Origin of the sequence: Gynuella sunshinyii YC6258 (assembly GCF_000940805.1) — a bacterium.
Taxonomy (GTDB): Bacteria; Pseudomonadota; Gammaproteobacteria; order Pseudomonadales; family Natronospirillaceae; genus Gynuella; species Gynuella sunshinyii.
This window is the reverse complement of sequence record NZ_CP007142.1, coordinates 5,600,808-5,621,244: the sequence shown is the minus strand read 5'-3', so window position 1 is coordinate 5,621,244 and position 20,437 is coordinate 5,600,808. Positions and strand designations below refer to the sequence as shown.

7 protein-coding genes and 3 tRNA genes are annotated in these 20,437 nt (G+C 51.6%); 5 read left to right on the top strand and 5 right to left on the bottom strand.

From position 1 onward, the window contains the following. Positions 1–184 precede the first annotated feature (184 nt). Positions 185–1,759, bottom strand: a complete 1,575-nt coding sequence (gene traF / locus YC6258_RS23395; RefSeq protein WP_044619028.1) for a conjugal transfer protein TraF — start codon at positions 1,757–1,759, stop codon at positions 185–187. A gap of 297 nt (positions 1,760–2,056) precedes the next feature. Between traF and YC6258_RS23390 the strand changes: the two genes are divergently transcribed. The 3 genes from YC6258_RS23390 to YC6258_RS23380 all read left to right on the top strand — a co-directional run bounded on the left by YC6258_RS23390 (position 2,057) and on the right by YC6258_RS23380 (position 5,398). Further along, positions 2,057–2,656, top strand: a complete 600-nt coding sequence (locus tag YC6258_RS23390) for an LPP20 family lipoprotein (protein WP_044619027.1) — start codon at positions 2,057–2,059, stop codon at positions 2,654–2,656. Between the two features lie 19 nt (positions 2,657–2,675). After that, on the top strand, positions 2,676–3,917 hold the full coding sequence (locus YC6258_RS23385) for a flagellar assembly protein T N-terminal domain-containing protein (protein WP_044619026.1): 1,242 nt from the start codon (positions 2,676–2,678) through the stop codon (positions 3,915–3,917). A 293-nt stretch (positions 3,918–4,210) separates the two neighbouring features. After that, on the top strand, positions 4,211–5,398 hold the full coding sequence (locus YC6258_RS23380) for a tetratricopeptide repeat protein (protein WP_044619025.1): 1,188 nt from the start codon (positions 4,211–4,213) through the stop codon (positions 5,396–5,398). Between the two features lie 175 nt (positions 5,399–5,573). Here YC6258_RS23380 and YC6258_RS23375 read toward each other — a convergent pair whose 3' ends face one another. From YC6258_RS23375 to YC6258_RS30420, 4 genes are all read right to left on the bottom strand, one after another. After that, the gene (locus YC6258_RS23375; protein WP_044619024.1) at positions 5,574–5,879 is read right to left on the bottom strand and encodes a response regulator; all 306 of its coding nucleotides are present in this window, start codon (positions 5,877–5,879) and stop codon (positions 5,574–5,576) included. Between the two features lie 27 nt (positions 5,880–5,906). Next, positions 5,907–5,982: transfer RNA gene (locus YC6258_RS23370), tRNA-His, on the bottom strand. Between the two features lie 31 nt (positions 5,983–6,013). Beyond that, a tRNA-Pro gene (locus tag YC6258_RS23365) sits at positions 6,014–6,091 on the bottom strand. A gap of 96 nt (positions 6,092–6,187) precedes the next feature. Continuing rightward, a tRNA-Cys gene (locus tag YC6258_RS30420) sits at positions 6,188–6,262 on the bottom strand. Positions 6,263–7,835: 1,573 nt separating this feature from the next. Between YC6258_RS30420 and YC6258_RS23355 the strand changes: the two genes are divergently transcribed. Both YC6258_RS23355 and YC6258_RS30740 read left to right on the top strand, forming a co-directional pair. After that, the gene (locus YC6258_RS23355) at positions 7,836–13,286 is read left to right on the top strand and encodes a hypothetical protein (protein ID WP_044619022.1); all 5,451 of its coding nucleotides are present in this window, start codon (positions 7,836–7,838) and stop codon (positions 13,284–13,286) included. Positions 13,287–13,453: 167 nt separating this feature from the next. Then, positions 13,454–20,416, top strand: coding sequence for a thrombospondin type 3 repeat-containing protein (locus YC6258_RS30740; protein WP_052830534.1), 6,963 nt, complete (start codon positions 13,454–13,456; stop codon positions 20,414–20,416). Positions 20,417–20,437: the final 21 nt, after the last annotated feature.

The following is a 20,437-nucleotide window of genomic DNA, read 5'->3' as shown; positions in this document are numbered from 1 at the left end:
GAAAAGGACGATGAAGATGACATTGGCAATTCATGTGCCAGGAAAACGGCACTTCAGGGGGAGACTTTTACCACTATGGGAGTATTTTGCCGGGGTGTTTTGGTGCGGCTCTGCCCACACCTGGGGTTGTACCGGGCGCTCTGATGAGGCCCGGCAACGAAAGGATAGAAGGGGGCAGTGATGGCTAGAAACGAATTGAAATCTGTGCCATGGCACCGGCATTTTTAGCGATTTCGCTTTCTTCGTCACTGGGCGATCCCCAGACGCTCAGGTCCACACCAACACCAAACGGTGTCAGTCCAAGTCCCAGAGAAACCGCACTGGAATCTGATTCACTCAGGTTGTTTTTGTAGCCAATCCGAAACGCCGCCCAATCGTAGGCATTCAATTCTGCTCCGAGTGACAGGTAACGGGTGGCGACGCCGATATCCATGGGTTTGTTTTCGGTGACATCGAGGTCAGCCACTAACGTGGTAAAGCGGGTCTGATGTGCCGCCCCGATTCTCACCTGTGGGCGCAGTTTAATGGTTTGTCCGCTCGCTGATTCAAGATCCCAGGGAACGATGTTTTTAATCACTGCTCCTGCGGTGATCTGGCCTTTGTAATCAAAGCTTTTGACCACGCCAAGATCGGCATTGAAACGGAAGTACTCTTTCTGGTTTTCGTTGATGGCTTCGTCAACGGCATTGGAAGCATCATTTTCAATTTCACTGTAGATGACATTTTTTTCAAACACCGTAATTTGCTGCATTTTAATGGCTGCACCGGCGGAAAACTCTTCTTCGGCGATTTTAAAATCGCGTCCCATGGCCAGCGACAGTTCTGTTATCCAAACCCCGACCAGATCGACAGAGGATTTGAAGTCATCGGTATTTAATTCGGTAACACCGTCGTAATCACCGTTAACGAATACGCCGTTACTGGTATTGGCGTTGTCGACTGCGTTGACTGCATTCGAGAAGTCCCCCTGTGCGGCGTCATAGGCATTAACACTGTCGGGGTCGCTGCTGTCATAGGTTTCGGCAACCTCAATAACCGTATCCAGGCTGGTGGATACATTGCCGACCAGATTGAGGTATTCATCCAGGTCATTCAATGTCAATTCCGTGGGCTCCAGATCACTGTTGACCAGATTGAACTGACCACCCACATAGCCATTGGTATTGACCGCCAGCGCGAAAGGATAGTTTTTGTTGGGTAAGCCGATGCCCAGCATGCCCATCATGCCAACCTGAGATGGACGGGAACTGAAACTTTCGAAGGTCTCCCGGGTTTGAACCACAATTGAATTGATGCTGGAAAGATCTGAACGAACCGTGGTGATAGAGTTATTAAGATCTGCATTGGCACTTTTCAACGCGGCCAGATTGGCAGCGCTGGGGTCGTCTTCGTAGTTTTGTACGGCAGTCTCAACATTGTTGGCGGTATTCACCATACCATCGATACTGCTACTAAGATCGAGAGTCTCCAGGTCCTCATAAGATGGATACAGTTCATCGATAAACTTCTCCACTTCCCTGAACAAACCTTTTTGGTCTTCGCTATATGCACCTAAGGCCGGCAGAATGATCTGTACTTTTTCGCCTTCGTCGTAATTGGCCAGTAATCCAGGATTCAGATTGACGGCCTGTGCCGGGTAGGCAGCAGCAACACCGGCACCACCCATTGCATTGGTGCGGCTGTCGTTAGCGACAAAACTGTCGGCGAAAGCAGTAGTTGAGAGCAACATGCCAGAGGTTATCAATATTTTGGTTTTCATGTGGGCTTCAGCCTTTGACTTCGTGTTTATTTCTTTAGACTAGACTTGCTTACACAATGTGCAAATTCTGCATGCAGGGTTTTTTCGGCTGTTCTAAGTCGTTTTCCGCAGAAATTTGAGGTTCGCCAATGATTTTTCCGGCTTCATTGTACAAATCGTCATTTTGTTGACTGTTTTATTAAATGATTTTTTATAACTAATAGGAATTAAGGAAAAGGTCCTTTCAAGCCGATAGCTGTAATTGGAGGGGCGAGGGAAGACTCAGCCAACAGCCAGATTTTAGACTCCGGAGCCGCTATGCATTTACATAAATTTACCATTTTAGTACCGATCACAATACTGCTTATTTCCAGCTGCAGCCTGACATCGGGTGCACAAAAACGGGAAAAGATTGCTGAGATTGAGTCTCAGGTGCAGCAGATCAACAGCAAATTGCCGTCAATGGAACCCATGGTACTACGAGTGGTTGGTTACGGTGCTGTTGACCCCAAGGCGAAAGATCTTTCGCCAGTACAGCTCAAGTTGATGGCATTGCGGGCATCGAAGCTCGATGCCTATCGTACCCTGGCTGAACGGGTGTATGGCACGTCCATCACCGGTAATTCAACGGTTGAGAATCTGGTTGCCAAAGATGACCGGTTCCGCGCCTATGTTGATACTTATATTCTCGGAGCACGAGTGGTTTCCCAGGATAAAATGGAGGATGGCAGTTACGAAACCATTCTCGAAATGATTATTGATGAAGGGTTTCGTAATTGCCTGACTATACAGAGTAATGGTCGTCGTAATGCTCAATGTGCATCTGAGATGATTCACGATTTGGAATCCTATAAACGTAATGGCCTTAGTCGCCAGAACGTGAATGACCTTGATACCGGTCTTTATTTTATCGAATAGCCGATAGGAGCTGAGTACCGTGAAACCTGTAATCCTGGCAATTATTTTTTCTCTCCTTGGGTCTTTGGCAGCCGCCGATGATTTGAACCCGGACTGGCGGAATGACAGTGCTTATGGCTCGATGGTCGAAGCCAGCGGTCAGGCCGAAATCGCCTTTGGTGATAAAGATGCCGCGAGAATGCGGGCATTGCGGCAGGCGATTGAAAATGCCTCCATGCAGGTGAATGCCAAGGTGCGCAGCACACAGGTTTTGGAAAACGGTTCACTGGTGGTCGACCATCTGCGTATCAATTCCGCCGCCAAGGTGAAAAGTCTGAAAGTGGTTGATGAATACAGCCGCAGTGGTACTTACTATGTGACCATTCGGGCGCTGGTCAGTGAAGATCAGGTCTGTGCCACCCATGTGGCCAATGACTTTCGCAAAACCGTAGCCGTGACCGGCTTTCCCATGCAGTATCCAGAACAGGCCTCAATGGGTCAGCTTGGTGCGGTAGATCGTAATTTTCCGTCTCAACTGGTCAACAGTCTCAATGGTTTGCCCGGTATTCAGGCATTGGATGCCAGTTACATGATGTTGTATCCAACCGTTGCCAATGCCCCTACCAACTGGAATACCGATAACGCTCTGACCAAAGCTGTGGAAACCGCCAAGCAATTGGGAGTGCAGTTTGTGGTCAGTGGTGTGGTGCGGGATATTTCCATGGAAAACCCCAATGCCCCGGATATCAAACCCTGGACCGGACTCATGAAAACCGTGGGTCTCGGCACACAGGCCAGAATGCGCCACATGGTGGTTGATCTGTATGTTCATGATGGCTATTCCGGTGCGATGGTATTCCAGAGCCGCTATGAAGTGAAAGGACGCTGGGATGCACGACGCAATGCCATTGTCGAGTTTGGCAGTGCCGCATTCTGGCGGACCGACTTTGGTAGTCAGGTCAGTAAGTTGATTGCCGAGACCATTGTCGATTTGCAGGATACCATTCAATGCCAGCCGTTTATGGCCAATATTTCCAAGGCCGACAAATACCGTATCTATGTAAACCAGGGGGCCAGCAGCGGATTGCGTCCTGGTGATATGCTGGCGGTTTATCGCACCATTGATGTGTTCGACCGGGATCAGCAGCGGATGGTACAGCTGTCTGACACCCGCATGGTTGCCAAAATCAAACAGGTCCAACCTCATTTCAGTATTGCCGAACTACCGGTTCGGGTGGAGAACCTGAATCTGCAGCCCAGTGATGTGGTGATCGCCTGGTAAGCATGGCATTCACATCCGTTATGTCATTAACCGGGCGAAAATTGCTGGTGGGTTGATGATAACTGCTGAAGCGCCGTCATAGATTGCAAATACGGTCATTGCCGGAGCTGTTGCCACTCTATACAGAACTTCATAAGCCTCATAGATGATTGCTTTACCGGTTTTTGTAATCTGCTCGCTATCGAGTGCTGGCGATAGCCGATATTTGCTTTTAAACTCGCCGTTCGAATGGACGAACGCTTCACCTTTGCGTAGTCGTACAGTTAGTCAATGGATATAGGAAATCTATCTGAATGCGTAAAATATTGTTTTCTCTTCCCGTTTTATTCTCTGCTTTATGTTCCTTCCAGGCCCAGGCCGGTGATATCAAAGTTCTGAGTGCCGTGGTCAAAGATCAGAGCATCGATAATGCCCAGATTATCTGGCAGCGCACCGGCGAAAGCTCGCAGCAGGCGGTAACCAATGCCAGTGGTGTGGCCAGTATGCCGGCGAACCTGTCAGATGATGGTGACACCACCATGATCATCAACAAATCCGGCTACTCAACGCTGGTGGTGCGTTGTCCCTGTGATAATTTTACTTACGCCCTGTCACCGGTGATGCAGAATCTGGATGGCCTTCGCGTTGTGTTGACCTGGGGTCGCAGTCCGGAAGATCTTGATTCTCATTTGAGTTATCCGGGCAATCATGTGTTCTATGAAAACAAACGTGGCAATGATGCCAACCTGGATGTGGATGACACCGACAGCTACGGCCCGGAAACCATTACCATCGAGCAGAAGCACAGTGGTCAGCGCTATGTGTACGCAGTGCACGATTACACCCACGGATCTGGAAACGCAAAAGATTCAACCGCAATGAGCTTCAGCCATGCCCGGGTGGAAGTGTATGTCGGACAAACCCTGATTCGGACCTACAACGTCAAACAGGATACGACAGCAACCAGTTGGATTGTATTTGGTATCGATGAAAACGGTGCCTTCCATGACATCAACCAATACCTGAGCCTGAGCCGTCAGGGAATGGCTCAGCATATGGCCAGCCTGATCGAAGCCGCTTCCTTTGAAGATCATTCCCTGATCACCCCGGCCATCAAACAGGAAGCCAAACGCATCAATACCAAAGGTGAAAGTCTGTACCACGAACAGAAACTGGAAGATGCCATGTATGCATTTCAGGATGCCATCAACCTGTATCCAAGTTACGGTCAGGCTTACAGCAACCTGGGATTGACCTATCAAAAACTGGATCGTACCGCCGAAGCATTGTGGGCCAACCGGAAAGCGATTGAACTGGCCAGTGGTGATACCAAAAACCGGGTCCAGGCCAGCAGCTATTACAATATTGCCCGTATCTATGAAGCCAGTGGTCGCTGGCAGGAAGCGTTGGATAATTTCCGTCAGGCCAAGTCATTACGCGAACACAGCGCTTATGATAAAGGCATTGCCCGGATGCTGGAAAAACTGCAACAGGCACAATAACTCTGTGGGCATCATCAACCCGGCTGACAGTGGCCGGGTTGATAAACGTTTATAGTGCAGTACGCACATCCCTGTCTTTTTGAATGCAGCATCCGTGCTGCATTCGTTCTGAAACAAAGTCTGCTGATTTCAAACGCTCTCAGGTGACAACTTGAGAACCGTTGATTGTTAAAAATCAGGCCTGACATTTTGTTCTGATAAAATTAGTATTGTCGCTTGAGGCATAACCCGCTTTGCTTAACTCCGCAGTCAGTAATGCCCGCTTGCTGCGATCAGTTTCAGTTATCACCACAAACTGTGGCAGCAGTGCCTTGGTTCTGGCCCATTCGAGAATGCTTTTACCGTCCCCACGACCATTCAGGTAAAAATCAATTGCTAAAACAGATATGCTGTTTTCTTTCAGTACTCTTTTGGCGGAATGGGTATCCTCACAATAAACATCGGCGTGATAATTTCCGCGTCTGGTAATGGCAACCCGCATCGTAGATCTCTCCTTGCTAAACATATTTGGGGTGACTGAAGAGATTCGAACTCTCGTCTGCCTGACTCACAATCAGGAGCATTAACCACTATGCTACAGTCACCATAATCGGTCGGCGTTATTGCCTGGTTAATTGGTCTGGGTGGCAGGATTCGAACCTGCGGCCTCCGGTGTCCAAATCCGGTACTCTGCGCAAACTGAGCTACACCCAGATAAACAGTTACTGATGCTGACTCTTCATTATTTCTTTCATGTTCGTTTATTGTTCACCTGTCTGGCTGAAATATGGACCAGGCTTGTAAGTGGTCTGGAGTACGAGGCCGGATTCAAACCGGCATAAACGGAGGTTGCAGCTCCGCGCATCATCATTCTGCCACTCGTACATTTTCTATTGGCACAGGCCTGAACCCGGGCAAATCAAACTGGTGGACGTGGCGGGATTCGAACCCGCGTAAAGCAATAACTGAGGCATTACTCCCAGCCACTCGGTCATTTGGATAACGCGCGCCAGCTGACACCCGCAGTAGAGCATCGAGCCTGCATCCTCAACCATGCATGACAGAATATTTCAATTGCTTCCGGTATTACCCGGCTACCTCTACACAATCGTTTTAGGTAGTGGTGCTCCATTCTCGCCTGCACGCCCAAAAATATTTCTTACGGTAATGACTTTTTTCGGGGTAATAAAAAACCCCGATTGTTGCCAACCGGGGTCTTGGGAAGAGAACCGGAAGGCATCAGCCTTCCAGTCAGAAAAGCTGATTAAATTAAGTTGTTATGATGACTACATGGTAAACATAAGAGATTTTCCCTGTTCAGCGGTTGTCTCTTATTTGCCGTTTTATGGCAGTTAGCCGGAACGGCGGTATGTGTTACATGGTTTTTCATAAAGCAACTCATTGGTTATAGGTTAAAAATTTTGTTTCGTTGTGTTGTGAATCTTTTTAAACAATACGATTGGTTTTGGGTGTGTGCAAGTATTGTGTTTGGGTTATTTTTCAGCGAAATAGCCTTTGGTTATATAGGATGGAAAACGATCCATTTTGCTCAGATGGATCAAACTCTATCGCTCTTTTTTGCAATATTTCAGACGTGGGTTATCGGAGAAAAATTGATCAAATCTCAAAATTTCCCTACCGGTCAAATAGCATTATTCATCTATAAAAAATTAATCTAAGGGGCCTCTGAAAAATAGGAATAGTTTTGATGCAGGCGAGGAAGCACCACTCGCAACACCGCAGTTTACTGGAGTAAATGAGGATGTGAGACTGGGGCTGACAATGTCCTGCGCAAAAATAGTTCGTTTTTCAGAGGTTCCCTGAGCCTCTGCTGAATTTAATAGTGATATCCTCTTGTATCTATTGAAATCGAATGGTTTGGATGCTCTGAAAAACAGTTTTTAAACCTTTAATCAGTAAAGCTATGGCAACCCGAACCGGTTTGTTCACAAATTTCGGGCGAAAAAAAACCCGAAAGGTGAAGAGCCTTCCGGGTTTTGTGTGTCTGAGAAACTTAAACCAACAACTGGAAGGCAAAATGCCCACCAGTTTGTTCGACTAGCAGGCGAGCGGGATACACGGGTGATTTTCCTGTGTATGACAGGTCATCCCGAGTGTCCGGATATTCGCGCTGCTGTGCTTCGAACGTAATAAAAACATGGTGATCTCAAATTTGGTTTGCGGGGATTATAGTTACCTTGCTTGCAAAAGCAACTTGTCCGGAGGGGTTCAATTACGACTGGGACAGAAATAATGAATACGATGTGTTCATCACAGCTGCTTGATCGGTACAAGCGCTCAAACGCCAGTTTGCTAATGAGTGGCAGATAAAAAAACTGCAATCCAACAGAAAACAATCATCACAAACCCGGTCACTGTCTTAATCCTGTTCTGCATATTCTCTGCATATTCTGTGTTTTTAATCGATAGCAGGAAAAACTGACACAGGATTGATTTGATGATTCGCCAGGTTATTCATTTGCTGATGGTCTCTGCGCTCACCGCTGGTCTGGCTCAGGCTGCCACCGTTCAGGGCGTAAATGGTTTGGCGCTGTACAGCAATGCACAAACGGCTTTCACCGCTAACGATGATGACACATTTGTATTTATCGGTGCCGTTGATCCGACTCAACCCGGGTTTGCGACGGAAAATGGTGGAGACTGGCGCTTTCTCGCCGACGATGGTTCAACGTTGTCTGCTGTCTCCAGCCAGGCAATCGTCTTTAATGGTAACCCTGCCTTATTGGGAATTCCGGCCGTCAGCGGTACGTTGACCATCGGTGCCGGTAATGTGATCGAAGATCTTTGGACTGACCGTGTCTTCGCCCGCCCGGTGGTGTTTGTTTCCCTTGAAGACCCATCATTAACCGCTGGCGTCAGCATCGTACCTACTGCACCGATCAACACCGGCAATCAATTCCTGTTTGATGTTCGCCTCGCCGATGGTGTTACCGCTGATCTGGAAGGCGCCAAAGTGCATTACATGGTGGCAGAAGAAGGTTGGCACCGGCTGGCAGACGGTCGCGTGTTGTTAGTTTCCACCGCCGAAGTCAAAGACTCCGGTTTTACCGGTCAAACCATTGAACTCGGCGCCAGCTTCACCAATGCAATCACCATCGCCCAGTTGCAGCGCCCTATGTTGTTTAAAAACAGTTTTGGCTTCCGGCCGCTGACCACCATTGAGGTGTATCAGGGCGCGACCGTTACCGCTGGAAAAGGCGATTTCGACAGCATCGGGCTGCGCCTGATGCAACAGCAAACGGTTGAAGACGCCAATCCAACCACCGTCTACGGTGGCCGTGTAGGCTTTATGGTGTTGGGTACGATGACCGATATGCGTAAAGATTTTTTCTACGTGCACGATACCAACACCAACATTCGCGGCGGCAGCTACCTGACGGTACCTTCCGACCACTTTGAAAATTTCCCGCACAGTGCCGCCGCTTCGCCCTTGATGAACAAAGTGGCCTGCGCCGAAGACGATGACATTCAGAATTACTGTGATTACCTTTCCATGCCGGTCGACATGTTCAGCCGTGGCACTTTTGTTACGCCTCGGTTGCCTTACCTGGATGCCAACCTCGACCCGCTGGTGATGCAACGTACCTTTTATTCCGAACACGAAAACTGGGATTGGGATCAACTGGTGGAAGCCGACTTGCTGGCCCCAACGGTGGACAGCAGCGGTGCCGCCGTCGAAGGTACCTTAGCGCAATTGCATTTTAACTTTGTCGCCGATCGTGGCTGGGATGAGGACTGGTTCTACGGCGATTCCCACTGGCATTGGTTTGCCAACTACCACTACAACACCTGCACCGATAATGGTTTTAATGGCGCTTGTACCGACTACGAACCCGGCGCTGGAATCATTTCCGGCAGCGAAATCCAGTGGGAAGGTTCGACTAAATACGACAACTGGATGCCGCAGCACCAGTCACACTGGGGTGAACATCCGACAACCAATCTCGAACAGGATTTGTTCTCCAGTCGCGACGAGCTCCAGCGCAGTTATGTGGATATCATGGAATTTGTCACACCACCCGCCTCAGCCGCCGCAGAAGCAGCCAACTATTTATACCGCGATTCTTTGCCGCCTTCCCGTGAATGGACGGGTCGTCATTTATTTCATAACGACGCCTGGGATTTTTTGAATAAGTTCGCTACCGGTGCCCAACCATGGCAATTGCACACCACTATTTTGAACGCTTCGGGTACTGAGTATTATTGCGGCACCTGTGATGGTCCTACTGGCGGCCTGATCGATACCGGCGAATGGAAAACCACCAGCCGGTCATTTATAGCCTTCGCCGTTCCGCCGCGCAACATCAGCCGTCAAAGTGGTGAAAGCTATCAGGACTATAACGCCCGTTGGTGGGCCAAGGAGAACGCACAACTGTACGTTGTGCCGATGGTCGACAAGGTGACACAACAGTTACGCACCGGCGACTACCTGTTTGCCAATGTGCCGTGGGGGCTCAACGTCAGCAACGTTCGCTGGGTTCGGTCCGATTCTAAAAATATAGACACTGCCACGACCATCGCTACCGACGTGCTTGGTTACCAGGTCACGGTCGATGACGGTCACCAGTACGTCACGATGTGCATGACCTATCTGGACATAGAACGTTGTGGCGAATGGTTTAAAGCCGGCCTGCTGCCAACCGCGGTGGATGTGATTATCAAACCGGAACCGGGTATCGACACGCCGGTGGCCGGCCATGCCGTCATTGGTTATTACACCTACCTCGCCGCCGATACCGGCACCTATGAGCTGGAAAGTCACAGCCTGTATCAGTGGCAAACGCGCAACAACGGCCAGTGGACCGACCTGACGGGTGCAACCGCCAACGAAGAAGGTTTGTACGACAGCCTTCCCGGCGGCACCGAACTGCGTTTCTGTGTCACTCCGAGGTCGTTGAATGGTGACCAAGGACCGCGCGCCTGTTCAGCCAGCGTCGTTTTGCAAGCCGATTTCGATACCGATGGCATTCCGGACGAATGGGATCGCGACGATGACGGTGATCTGCGTGAAGACTGGGAAGATGCATTCCCGTACGACCGCACGGAATGGCTCGACAGCGACCATGACGGCATCGGCAACAACGCCGATACCGATGACGACAACGATGGCCTCAGCGATGCCGACGAAGCCACCGCCGGTTCCGATCCGCTGGTCACCGACAGCGATGGCGATGGCACACTCGATGGCGATGACCCGCGCCCGACGGTTTATGGCGACCTGCCCGATTTTGACGACGACGGCATTGCCGATATTGATGACGCCGACCGCGATAACGACGGCGTGCTCGATTTTTATTATCAGGTCGAAGGCCAGTCCGGTTTACAGACCAGCGTGAGCGACACCGACGTGGTACTTTACACTTGGCGTTACGATGATGACCCATACAGCGCCTGTACCGCCGATGCCATCACCGTGACCAGCAACGCCGACAGCGGCCCGGGCACCTTGCGCCAGGCCTTAACCGACCTGTGCGCCAGCGACCCGGCCGGTGACCTTAACACCATCACCTTTAACGGCCCGATGACCATTACACTGGACAGTCCGCTGATCATCGGCAAGGGCATGGCCATCGACGGTAACCGTGAAGTGATCATCAACGGTCAGAACCAGCACCGCCTGTTCGATGTCGCTATTGCAGACGGCCTGGCCGGTACGCAGTTCCCGAATCTGATCGGCCTGAAATTGATCAATGGCGCAAGCGATAACGACGACACCGCCGGTGCTATTAACATGGTATCTGCCTCGTACCTGAACCTTGACCGCACCCTGATAGACAACAGTACCGCACCGGCTATCGGCGGCAATGACTATAAGGCCTATATCGACAACAGCATGATCGCCAACGTGACCGGTGCAAACGCCGCACTGCTCACCAAGGACGGACAATTGAATGTGTTTTCATCCACTATTTACAACAGTGAAGGCGGTGCGCTGACCATCGAAGGAAGTGGCAAAGCGCAGTTGCTGAACAGTCTGTTGTTAATCGGCCCGAATGGCTCGACAGTGTGTCAGGTGGATACCTGGGATCAGCGAAACGCCAGCTGGGTCGAAGGCAGTGAATGTGGCATCACCTCCACGGGCTTTGTCGCCCTCGCAGACCCGGATAACGGTGATTACCGACCGATACCCGGCAGCGCCAACATCGAGGCTGGCATCACCGGCGAACTGGATTCCGTGTTAAAAGATTTAGTGGGCAATGATCGATTAATGGGCGAGTACAACCCCGATAACCCAGAAGAACTGGGTGGCCCGATTTACCCGCAAGTTGACATCGGCGCGATTGAATACGATTTTTATGGCGACTTCGACAGCGACGGCACGCCCGACGTAAACGATGACTTCCCTGATAACGCTTTAGAGACCACCGACACGGATGGCGACGGATATGGCGACAACAGCGATGCGTTCATTAATGACGACACCGAATGGCTCGACACCGACGGCGATAACATCGGCAACAACACCGATACCGATGACGACGGCGACGGTTACAGTGACACGGTTGAACAAAGCGAAGGTTCCGACCCGCTCGACGACGGCAGCATTCCTACCGACTTCGATGGCGATCTGATTCCGAACTCAACCGACGTTGATGACGACAACGACGGCGTAAACGACGACGTGGATGCCTTCCCGTTGAATGCATCGGAATGGCTCGATACCGACGGTGACTTAATTGGCAACAACGCGGATACCGATGACGACAACGACGGTTACAGCGATTCCGTTGAAACTAACGAAGGCACCGACCCGCTCGATGCGAACAGCACTCCTGCTGATTTCGATGGCGATTTCATTCCGGACAGCACCGACGTCGACGATGACAACGACGGCGTCAACGACCTCGCCGACGCATTCCCGTTCGACGCCAGTGAAACGTTTGACAGCGACAACGACGGCCTCGGCAACAACGCCGATAGTGACGACGACGGTGACGGCTACAGCGACAACATCGAAAGCACTGAAGGTTCCGACCCGCTCGATAACAGCAGCATTCCTACTGACTTCGATGGCGACCTGATTCCGGACACCAGCGATAACGATGACGACAACGACGGGGTGCTCGATCTGAACGATGCCCTGCCGTTCAATGCTGCCGAGTCGGTCGATACCGACGGCGATGGCCTCGGCAACAACACCGACAGCGATGACGACGGTGACGGCTACAGCGACAACATCGAAAGCACTGAAGGTTCCGACCCGCTCGATAACAGCAGCATTCCTACTGACTTCGATGGCGACCTGATTCCGGACACCAGCGATAACGATGACGACAACGACGGTGTGCTCGATACCAATGATGCGTTCCCGTTCAATGCCGCCGAATCGGTCGATACCGATGGCGATGGCCTCGGCAACAACACCGATAGTGACGACGACGGTGACGGCTACAGCGACAGTATTGAACAGAGCGAAGGTTCCGACCCGCTCGATAACAGCAGCATTCCTACTGACTTCGATGGCGACCTGATTCCGGACACCAGCGATAACGATGACGACAACGACGGGGTGCTCGATCTGAACGATGCCCTGCCGTTCAATGCTGCCGAATCGGTCGATACCGACGGTGACGGCATTGGCAACAACGCTGACAGTGATGACGACAACGATGGCATAAACGACAGCGAAGACGCCTTCCCACTCGATGCGAGCGAAAGCACCGATACCGATGGCGACGGCATTGGTAACGACGCGGATACCGACGACGATAACGATGGCATCAGCGATGACGACGACGCATTTCCGCTGGACGACAGCCAATCAACGCAAAGCAATTCGAGCATAGACAACAATGGCGACAATCAACCCAAAGGCGGTAGCTTTGGATTACTGAGTTTATTGCTATGCGCAGGCCTGATTGCTACCCGACGACGCAAAACCGCGTAAGTTATTTCTCAACAAAAAAGGGGCAAATGCCCCTTTGTGTTTTTTAAACCAAAACGCGCTTTCAAGTAATAACTGCAATTTCAAACGAAAAATAGGTTCTGCATATTCTCTGCACATTCCCCGGTTTTACTTCGCCCTATAAGAACTCCACTCAGAGGCCTGGGTTAATGAACCAATTTCACTCACTGCTTTCAATTGCCAGCTTTATTGCCGCTCTAGCCATCGGCAATGCGCAAGCAGCCACCGTTGATGCCGGTTATCTCGGTACGCTGAACAGTAGCGATGCAATTGTTAACGACCTCACGCTGAGCCCCGAAACGGCCATATTCACTCAGGTAAACAACCCGGCCACATCAGGTTTTATCAGCAGCGATGGCAACGGCCAATGGCGGTTTTCAACCAACGACAATTCAAGCCTGAGTAATGTCGGTGGTTACTATATCCGTTTCGACGGCGCTCCAGCCTTGCTCGGGTTTCCGGCAGAAACCGGTACGCTGACCATCGGTGCGGGCAACGTGATTGATGATGTCTGGACCGACCGTATCTTCAGCCGCCCGGTGGTGTTTGTGGCCTTTGAAGCCCCGAATCTCGCCAGCGGCGTCAGCGTTGTACCCACCGCGCCGATCACCAGCGGCAATCAGTTCCTGTTTGATATCCGCCTGGCGGACGGGGTCACGGCCGATCTGGCCGGTGCAAAGCTTCACTATTTCATCGCCGAAGAAGGCTGGCACCGGTTGGCCGATGGCCGCATGTTGCTGATTTCCAGTGCGGAACTGCGCGATACCGGTTTCGCCGGCCAGACCATTGCCCTTGGGGCCAGCTTTACCAATGCTGTGACCATCGCCCAGCTGCAGCGGCCGATGTTGTTCCACAACGGTACCCAGTTCCGCAACCTGTTGGATATGAGCGTCTATCAGGGCGCCACCGTGACCAGCGGCATGGGTGACTTCGACCGTATCGGTTTGCGCATGATGCAGAACCAAAGCATTGAAGACGCCAACGGCGGTACCGTTTACGCCGGGCGTGTAGGCTTTATGGTGCTGGGAAATATCAGCAGCATAGCCAATACCTTTAACCTGGTGAAAGATACCAACACCAATATTCGTGGTGGCAGCTATTTAACAGTGCCGCAAAGCAATTTTCAGTTTTTCCCACATAGTGCCGCTGCAACACCCTTATTAAACCGCGTAGCCTGCGCTGAAGATGATGATGTGCAAAATTTTTGTGCCTATTTATCGATGCCGGTGGATGCGATGAGCCGGGGTGTATTTAACACACCACGCTTGCCCTATATGGATGCCAATTTCGATCCGCTGGAAATGGAGCGCACCTTTTATTCTGAAAAGGAATGGGATTGGGGGCCGGTGATTGCGCCGGAAATGACGAACCCGTACACGGACTCTGAGAACAAACCGATCATCGGCACTCTGGCCAGGATGTTCCCCAATTTTGTTGCCGATCGCGGCTGGAATGAGGTCATTATTGGTGACGACGACCTGTGGCACTGGTTCGCGACGTATCACTACAACACCTGTGTGTTCGACAGCATGAACACCGCCTGTGTCGATTACGCACCGGGCAATACCATTATTGAAGACAAGCCTATCGGTTGGACCGCCAGTATGAATTGGTTCGATACCCGTTCCAGCTTTTCCGGCAACACCCATCCAGCTTCAAGCAGCGCCGCGTTTCTACTGTCGGCGCAGGACTACAATCGCCGAGATACGGTGAACTTTTATGAGCGACTGACACCAGAAGATTGGGCGGCCAAGCAAACGCTGGATTATCTGAATCTGGAAGGTTCCACCATGCGCACGCCGCTGTCGCCGAAGTCTTCAAGTTATAACGAAACCAAAGGGTTGCTGGAAAGCTATGCCGAAACCTGGCAGTTTTTTGGTATCAACGTTGAAGCCGGCGCCAGTGAATATTATTGCGGCACCTGTGATGGGCCTGTGCCTTTGCTGGATACGGGTGATTACAATGAAGCTTGGGGTCTTGATATTAAAGTACCCACCATGTTGGCAGATCGCATACTGAACAACCCACCCTGGTATCGCCCAGAGACCACCCGCCCCCTGGTCGATAAGGTCGGCCAGAGCATGCGTGTTGGCGACTACATGTTTGCCAATATTCCTTACTCTATCGATGCAACGGATTTTGTCTGGCTACGCTCGGCGACGGGGCAGGCAAGCGATGCTGTTGTCGTAGCAAGTGATGTGTTCGGTTATCAGGCCACCGCTGATGATGCCAATGCCTTCGTTACCCTGTGTATGACGTTCCGCAATAGCCAGCGCTGCGGTCAATGGATTGAAGTGGGCCAGTATCCTTTTGCCACCGATGTCAAAATAAAACCGGAATATGACGAGCCCATTGCCGGGTCTGGCCTGATTGGCCAATACACCTATATTGCCCCCAACACTAACGTCTACGACGGTTTGGAGTATCAGAGTCTGTACCAATGGCAATATTCACAGGCCGACAGTTGGGTGGATTATGCCGGTGAAAATGAGATTACTTTTCAGAAAGATGTTGCGCCGGGTACCGAGATTCGTTTTTGTGTCACGCCACACAGCCATAATGTGTCGGGTGAAAAAGCCTGCTCAATCGGCATAAAAATGCAGTTGGATACCGACGGTGATGGTATTTCCGATGATTGGGATATCGATGACGATAACGATGGTTATGCCGATTGGGAAGATCGCTTCCCCAAAGATGCCAGTGAACATCTGGACACAGACCACGATGGCATCGGTAATAACGCGGATACCGATGATGACAACGACGGATTAAGTGACGCCGATGAAGTGACTGCCGGTGCCGACCCGCTCATTGCTGATACCGATGGCGATGGCACCGTGGATGGCGTTGACCCCGCGCCGACCGTATATGGCGATTTACCGGATTTTGACGGCGATGGTATAGCCGATATTGATGACGAAGATCGCGACAATGATGGCGTAGTCGATTTCTTCTACCAAATTGATGGCACCAATGAACTTCAAACTTTGGTTGATGAAAATGACGTGGTACTTGGCTGGGCACGTATCGACGACAACCCTTATCAGGCGTGTACCGCCAGCCAAATCACCGTCACCAGCGATGCCGACAGTGGTCCGGGTACCTTGCGCCAGGCACTCATCGATTTATGTGCCAGTGAACCGGGAGCCGATCTGAACATCATCAACTTCAGCGGCCCGATGACGATCATGCTGGAATCGCCGTTAGTGATAGCCAAAGGCATGAATATTGACGGTGATAAAACCGTGGTGCTGGATGGCCAAAATAAGACGGCTATTTTTACTGTCGCACTGCCCGATCGGATGCTCAAAAGCCAGTTCCCACAACTAGTCGGCCTAACGCTGCGTAATGGTCTGGGAACTGTCGATGAAACCACGACGGGCAATGATGACTTAGCGTCACTGCAGGCGGGCAGCGCCATTCAAATGCACTCCATCTCCTACGTGGTGCTCGATCGGGTGCTGATTGAAAACATGACCGCCCCGGTGATCAGCGGTGAAAATTATCAGCTGTACACCAACAGCACCTTAATCGCGAATGTCAGCGGCGATGAAGCCGCGTTGATCACTGTTGATGGTCACCTCGCGCTGCAATCCAGTACCCTGTACAACAGTGAAAGTGGTGCCATGACCGTGGTTGGTGATGGCACCGCCCAGCTCGTCAGCTCCCTGCTGTTGAAGGGTCCCAGCGGCTCGACAGTGTGTCAGGTCGCCACCTGGACCCAACAAATATCCAATTGGGTGGAAGGCAGCGAATGCGGTGTGACGTCCAGTGGCTATGTCGCGTTAGCCGACCCAGACAATGGTGATTACCGGCCGATTCCCGGCAGTGCCAACATCGAAGCCGGACGGATTGATTACGAAGGTCCGACGGGCGAGCGCGACCTGCTCGGCAATGACCGCAAGCAAGGGCCGTACAACCCGGATAACCCCGAAGAACTCGGCGGCCCGATTTATCCGCGTATCGATGCGGGCGCCATCGAATATGTTTACGGCGGCGACTTCGATGGCGATGGTGTTAACGATGTGGATGATGCGTTTCCCGACGACGCCTCAGAAACCGCCGACACTGATGGTGATGGCGTTGGTGACAATGGCGATGCCTTCCCCGGCGATGCCAGTGAATGGGCGGATAGCGACGGTGATGGGGTCGGTGATAATACTGATGCCTTTCCGACCGATGGCAGTGAAACCACCGATACCGATGGTGATGGCGTTGGCGATAATCGCGATGCTTTTCCCAATGATGCCAGTGAAAGTGTTGATACCGATAGCGATGGCACCGGCGATAATGCCGATACCGATGATGATAACGACGGCGTAGTCGATAGTGCTGATGCTTTCCCTTACGATGCCTCTGAATCCGTTGATACCGACGGCGATGACATTGGTAATAACGCTGACACCGATGATGACAACGATGGCGTGTTGGATACGGCAGACGCCTTCCCGCTGGACGCTTCTGAGTCGGTGGATACCGACAGCGATGGTACCGGCAACAACGCCGACCTTGATGATGACGGCGATGGCATGAGCGACAGCTACGAAAACAGCTACGGCCTCGACCCGTTGAATGCGGGTGACGCCTCGGACGACGCCGACAGCGACGGGTTCACCAACCTGGAGGAGTACAACGCGGGCAGCGCAGCCAACGACGCCAGCTCCAACGCAGGCGTGTTGAGCCTGAGTGCGGCGAGCTATAACGTGAACGAGGGTGACAGCCTGACGGTCACTGTCATCCGCAGCGGCGGCACTGTCGGGGTGGTGGGTGTCGGTTGTGCCTCCACAGGAGTCACCGCTCATGGCCATAACGACTACCGTGATATTGAAGATTATGTGGAGTGGTCTGACGGCGAGAGTGGCAGCAAGACCTGCGCGACAATCGCGACCACCGACGATGGTTTGGGTGACCCGAACGAGACCTTTGAAGTCGTTCTGTACTCGTCAAGTCTTGCCCACGTGGGTACGCTGGATTCCGCGACCGTGACCCTGATCGAACCTGTCGACAGTGACAGCGATGGCATTGCCGACAGCGTTGATAACTGTCCTGCGGTCAGCAACACCGACCAGACCGACACCGACGGCGACCTGCAGGGCGATGCCTGCGACCCGGACGATGATGGCGATGGTGTGTTGGATGCTGCAGACGCTTTCCCGCTGGATGCATCTGAATCGATCGATACCGACGGTGATGGTATTGGCAATAACGCCGATATCGATGACGACAACGATGATGTATTGGATGCTGACGATGCCTTCCCGCTGGACGCGGCGGAGTCCGTCGATACCGATAGCGACGGCATCGGTAACAACGCCGATACCGACGATGACGGAGATGGCTACAGCGACAGCATCGAAATCAGCGAAAGCTCAGATCCTCTGGACAGCACCAGCACACCAGGTGATTTTGATGGCGATCTGATTCCAGATAGTAGCGATACTGATGACGATAACGACGGTGTGATTGATACGGAAGATGCTTTCCCATTTAACGCAACAGAATCGCTGGATACCGATAACGATGGCATCGGCAATAACGCTGATACGGATGATGATGGCGATGGCTACAGTGATGAACTCGAAGCCAGTGAAGGTTCCGATTCTTTGGATAGCACCAGTACACCTGTCGACTATGACGGTGATTTGATTCCGGATAGTAGCGATACTGATGACGATAACGACGGTGTGATTGATACGGAAGATGCCTTCCCGTTCGATGCCGCAGAATCACAGGATACCGATAACGACGGCATCGGCAATAATGCTGATACGGATGATGATGGCGATGGCTACAGTGATGAACTCGAAACCAGTGAAGGTTCCGATTCTTTGGATAGCACCAGTACACCTGTCGACTATGACGGTGATTTGATTCCGGATAGTAGCGATACTGATGACGATAACGACGGTGTGATTGATACGGAAGATGCCTTCCCATTTAACGCAACAGAATCGCTGGATACCGATAACGACGGCATCGGCAATAATGCTGATACGGATGATGATGGCGATGGCTACAGTGATGAACTCGAAACCAGTGAAGGTTCCGATTCTTTGGATAGCACCAGTACACCTGTCGACTATGACGGTGATTTGATTCCGGATAGTAGCGATACTGATGACGATAACGACGGTGTGATTGATACGGAAGATGCCTTCCCGTTCGATGCCGCAGAATCGATGGATACCGATAACGACGGCATCGGCAATAATGCTGATACGGATGATGACGGCGATGGCTACAGCGACAGCATCGAAAACAGCGAAAGCTCAGATCCTCTGGACAGCACCAGCACACCAGGTGATTTCGATGGCGACTTGATTCCGGACAGCACTGATACCGATGACGATAACGACGGTACTGTAGACATCAATGACGCATTCCCATTTAACGCAACAGAATCACTGGATACCGATGGCGACGGCATCGGCAATAATGCTGATACGGATGATGATAACGATGGTTACAGCGACACTGTTGAAGCCCGCGAAGGTTCAGATTCTCTGGACAGCACCCGCAAGCCAAATGATTTCGATGGCGACTTGATTCCGGACAGCACTGATACCGATGACGATAACGACGGTACTGTAGACATCAATGACGCATTCCCATTTAACGCAACAGAATCACAGGATACCGACAACGATGGCATCGGCAATAACGCCGACACCGATGATGACGGCGATGGTTACAGCGACACCGTAGAAAACACTGAAGGCTCCGATTCATTGAATGCCAGCAGTCAGCCGGAAGATTTCGATGGTGATTTGATTCCGGACAGCACCGATACCGATGATGATAACGATGGTGTGATGGATACAGCAGATGCTTTTCCATTCAATGCCGCAGAATCACTGGATACTGACCACGACGGCATCGGAAATAACGCAGATACGGATGATGATAACGACGGTATCGTTGATACAGAGGATGCCTTTCCTCTGGATGATACCTTACCTGCATCTTCGGGCGGCAACAGCAATACTGATGGCGACAGTGACAGCGACAATGGCTCAGATACCACTCAGGCCGGTGCCGGGGATGAGTGGTGGCTGCTGCTGATCATCAGCTTATTCATGTTGCGATACCGCTCATGCCTTAAACCGGAATAACTCCCGTGCCAACTCAGGGAG

Excerpts from the sequence above, each read along its gene's own strand:
- traF (WP_044619028.1), bottom strand. The coding sequence starts at position 1,759 with ATGAAAACCAAAATATTGATAACCTCTGGCATGTTGCTCTCAACTACT.
- YC6258_RS23390 (WP_044619027.1), top strand. The coding sequence starts at position 2,057 with ATGCATTTACATAAATTTACCATTTTAGTACCGATCACAATACTGCTT.
- YC6258_RS23380 (WP_044619025.1), top strand. The coding sequence starts at position 4,211 with ATGCGTAAAATATTGTTTTCTCTTCCCGTTTTATTCTCTGCTTTATGT.
- YC6258_RS23375 (WP_044619024.1), bottom strand. The coding sequence starts at position 5,879 with ATGCGGGTTGCCATTACCAGACGCGGAAATTATCACGCCGATGTTTAT.
- YC6258_RS23355 (WP_044619022.1), top strand. The coding sequence starts at position 7,836 with ATGATTCGCCAGGTTATTCATTTGCTGATGGTCTCTGCGCTCACCGCT.
- YC6258_RS30740 (WP_052830534.1), top strand. The coding sequence starts at position 13,454 with ATGAACCAATTTCACTCACTGCTTTCAATTGCCAGCTTTATTGCCGCT.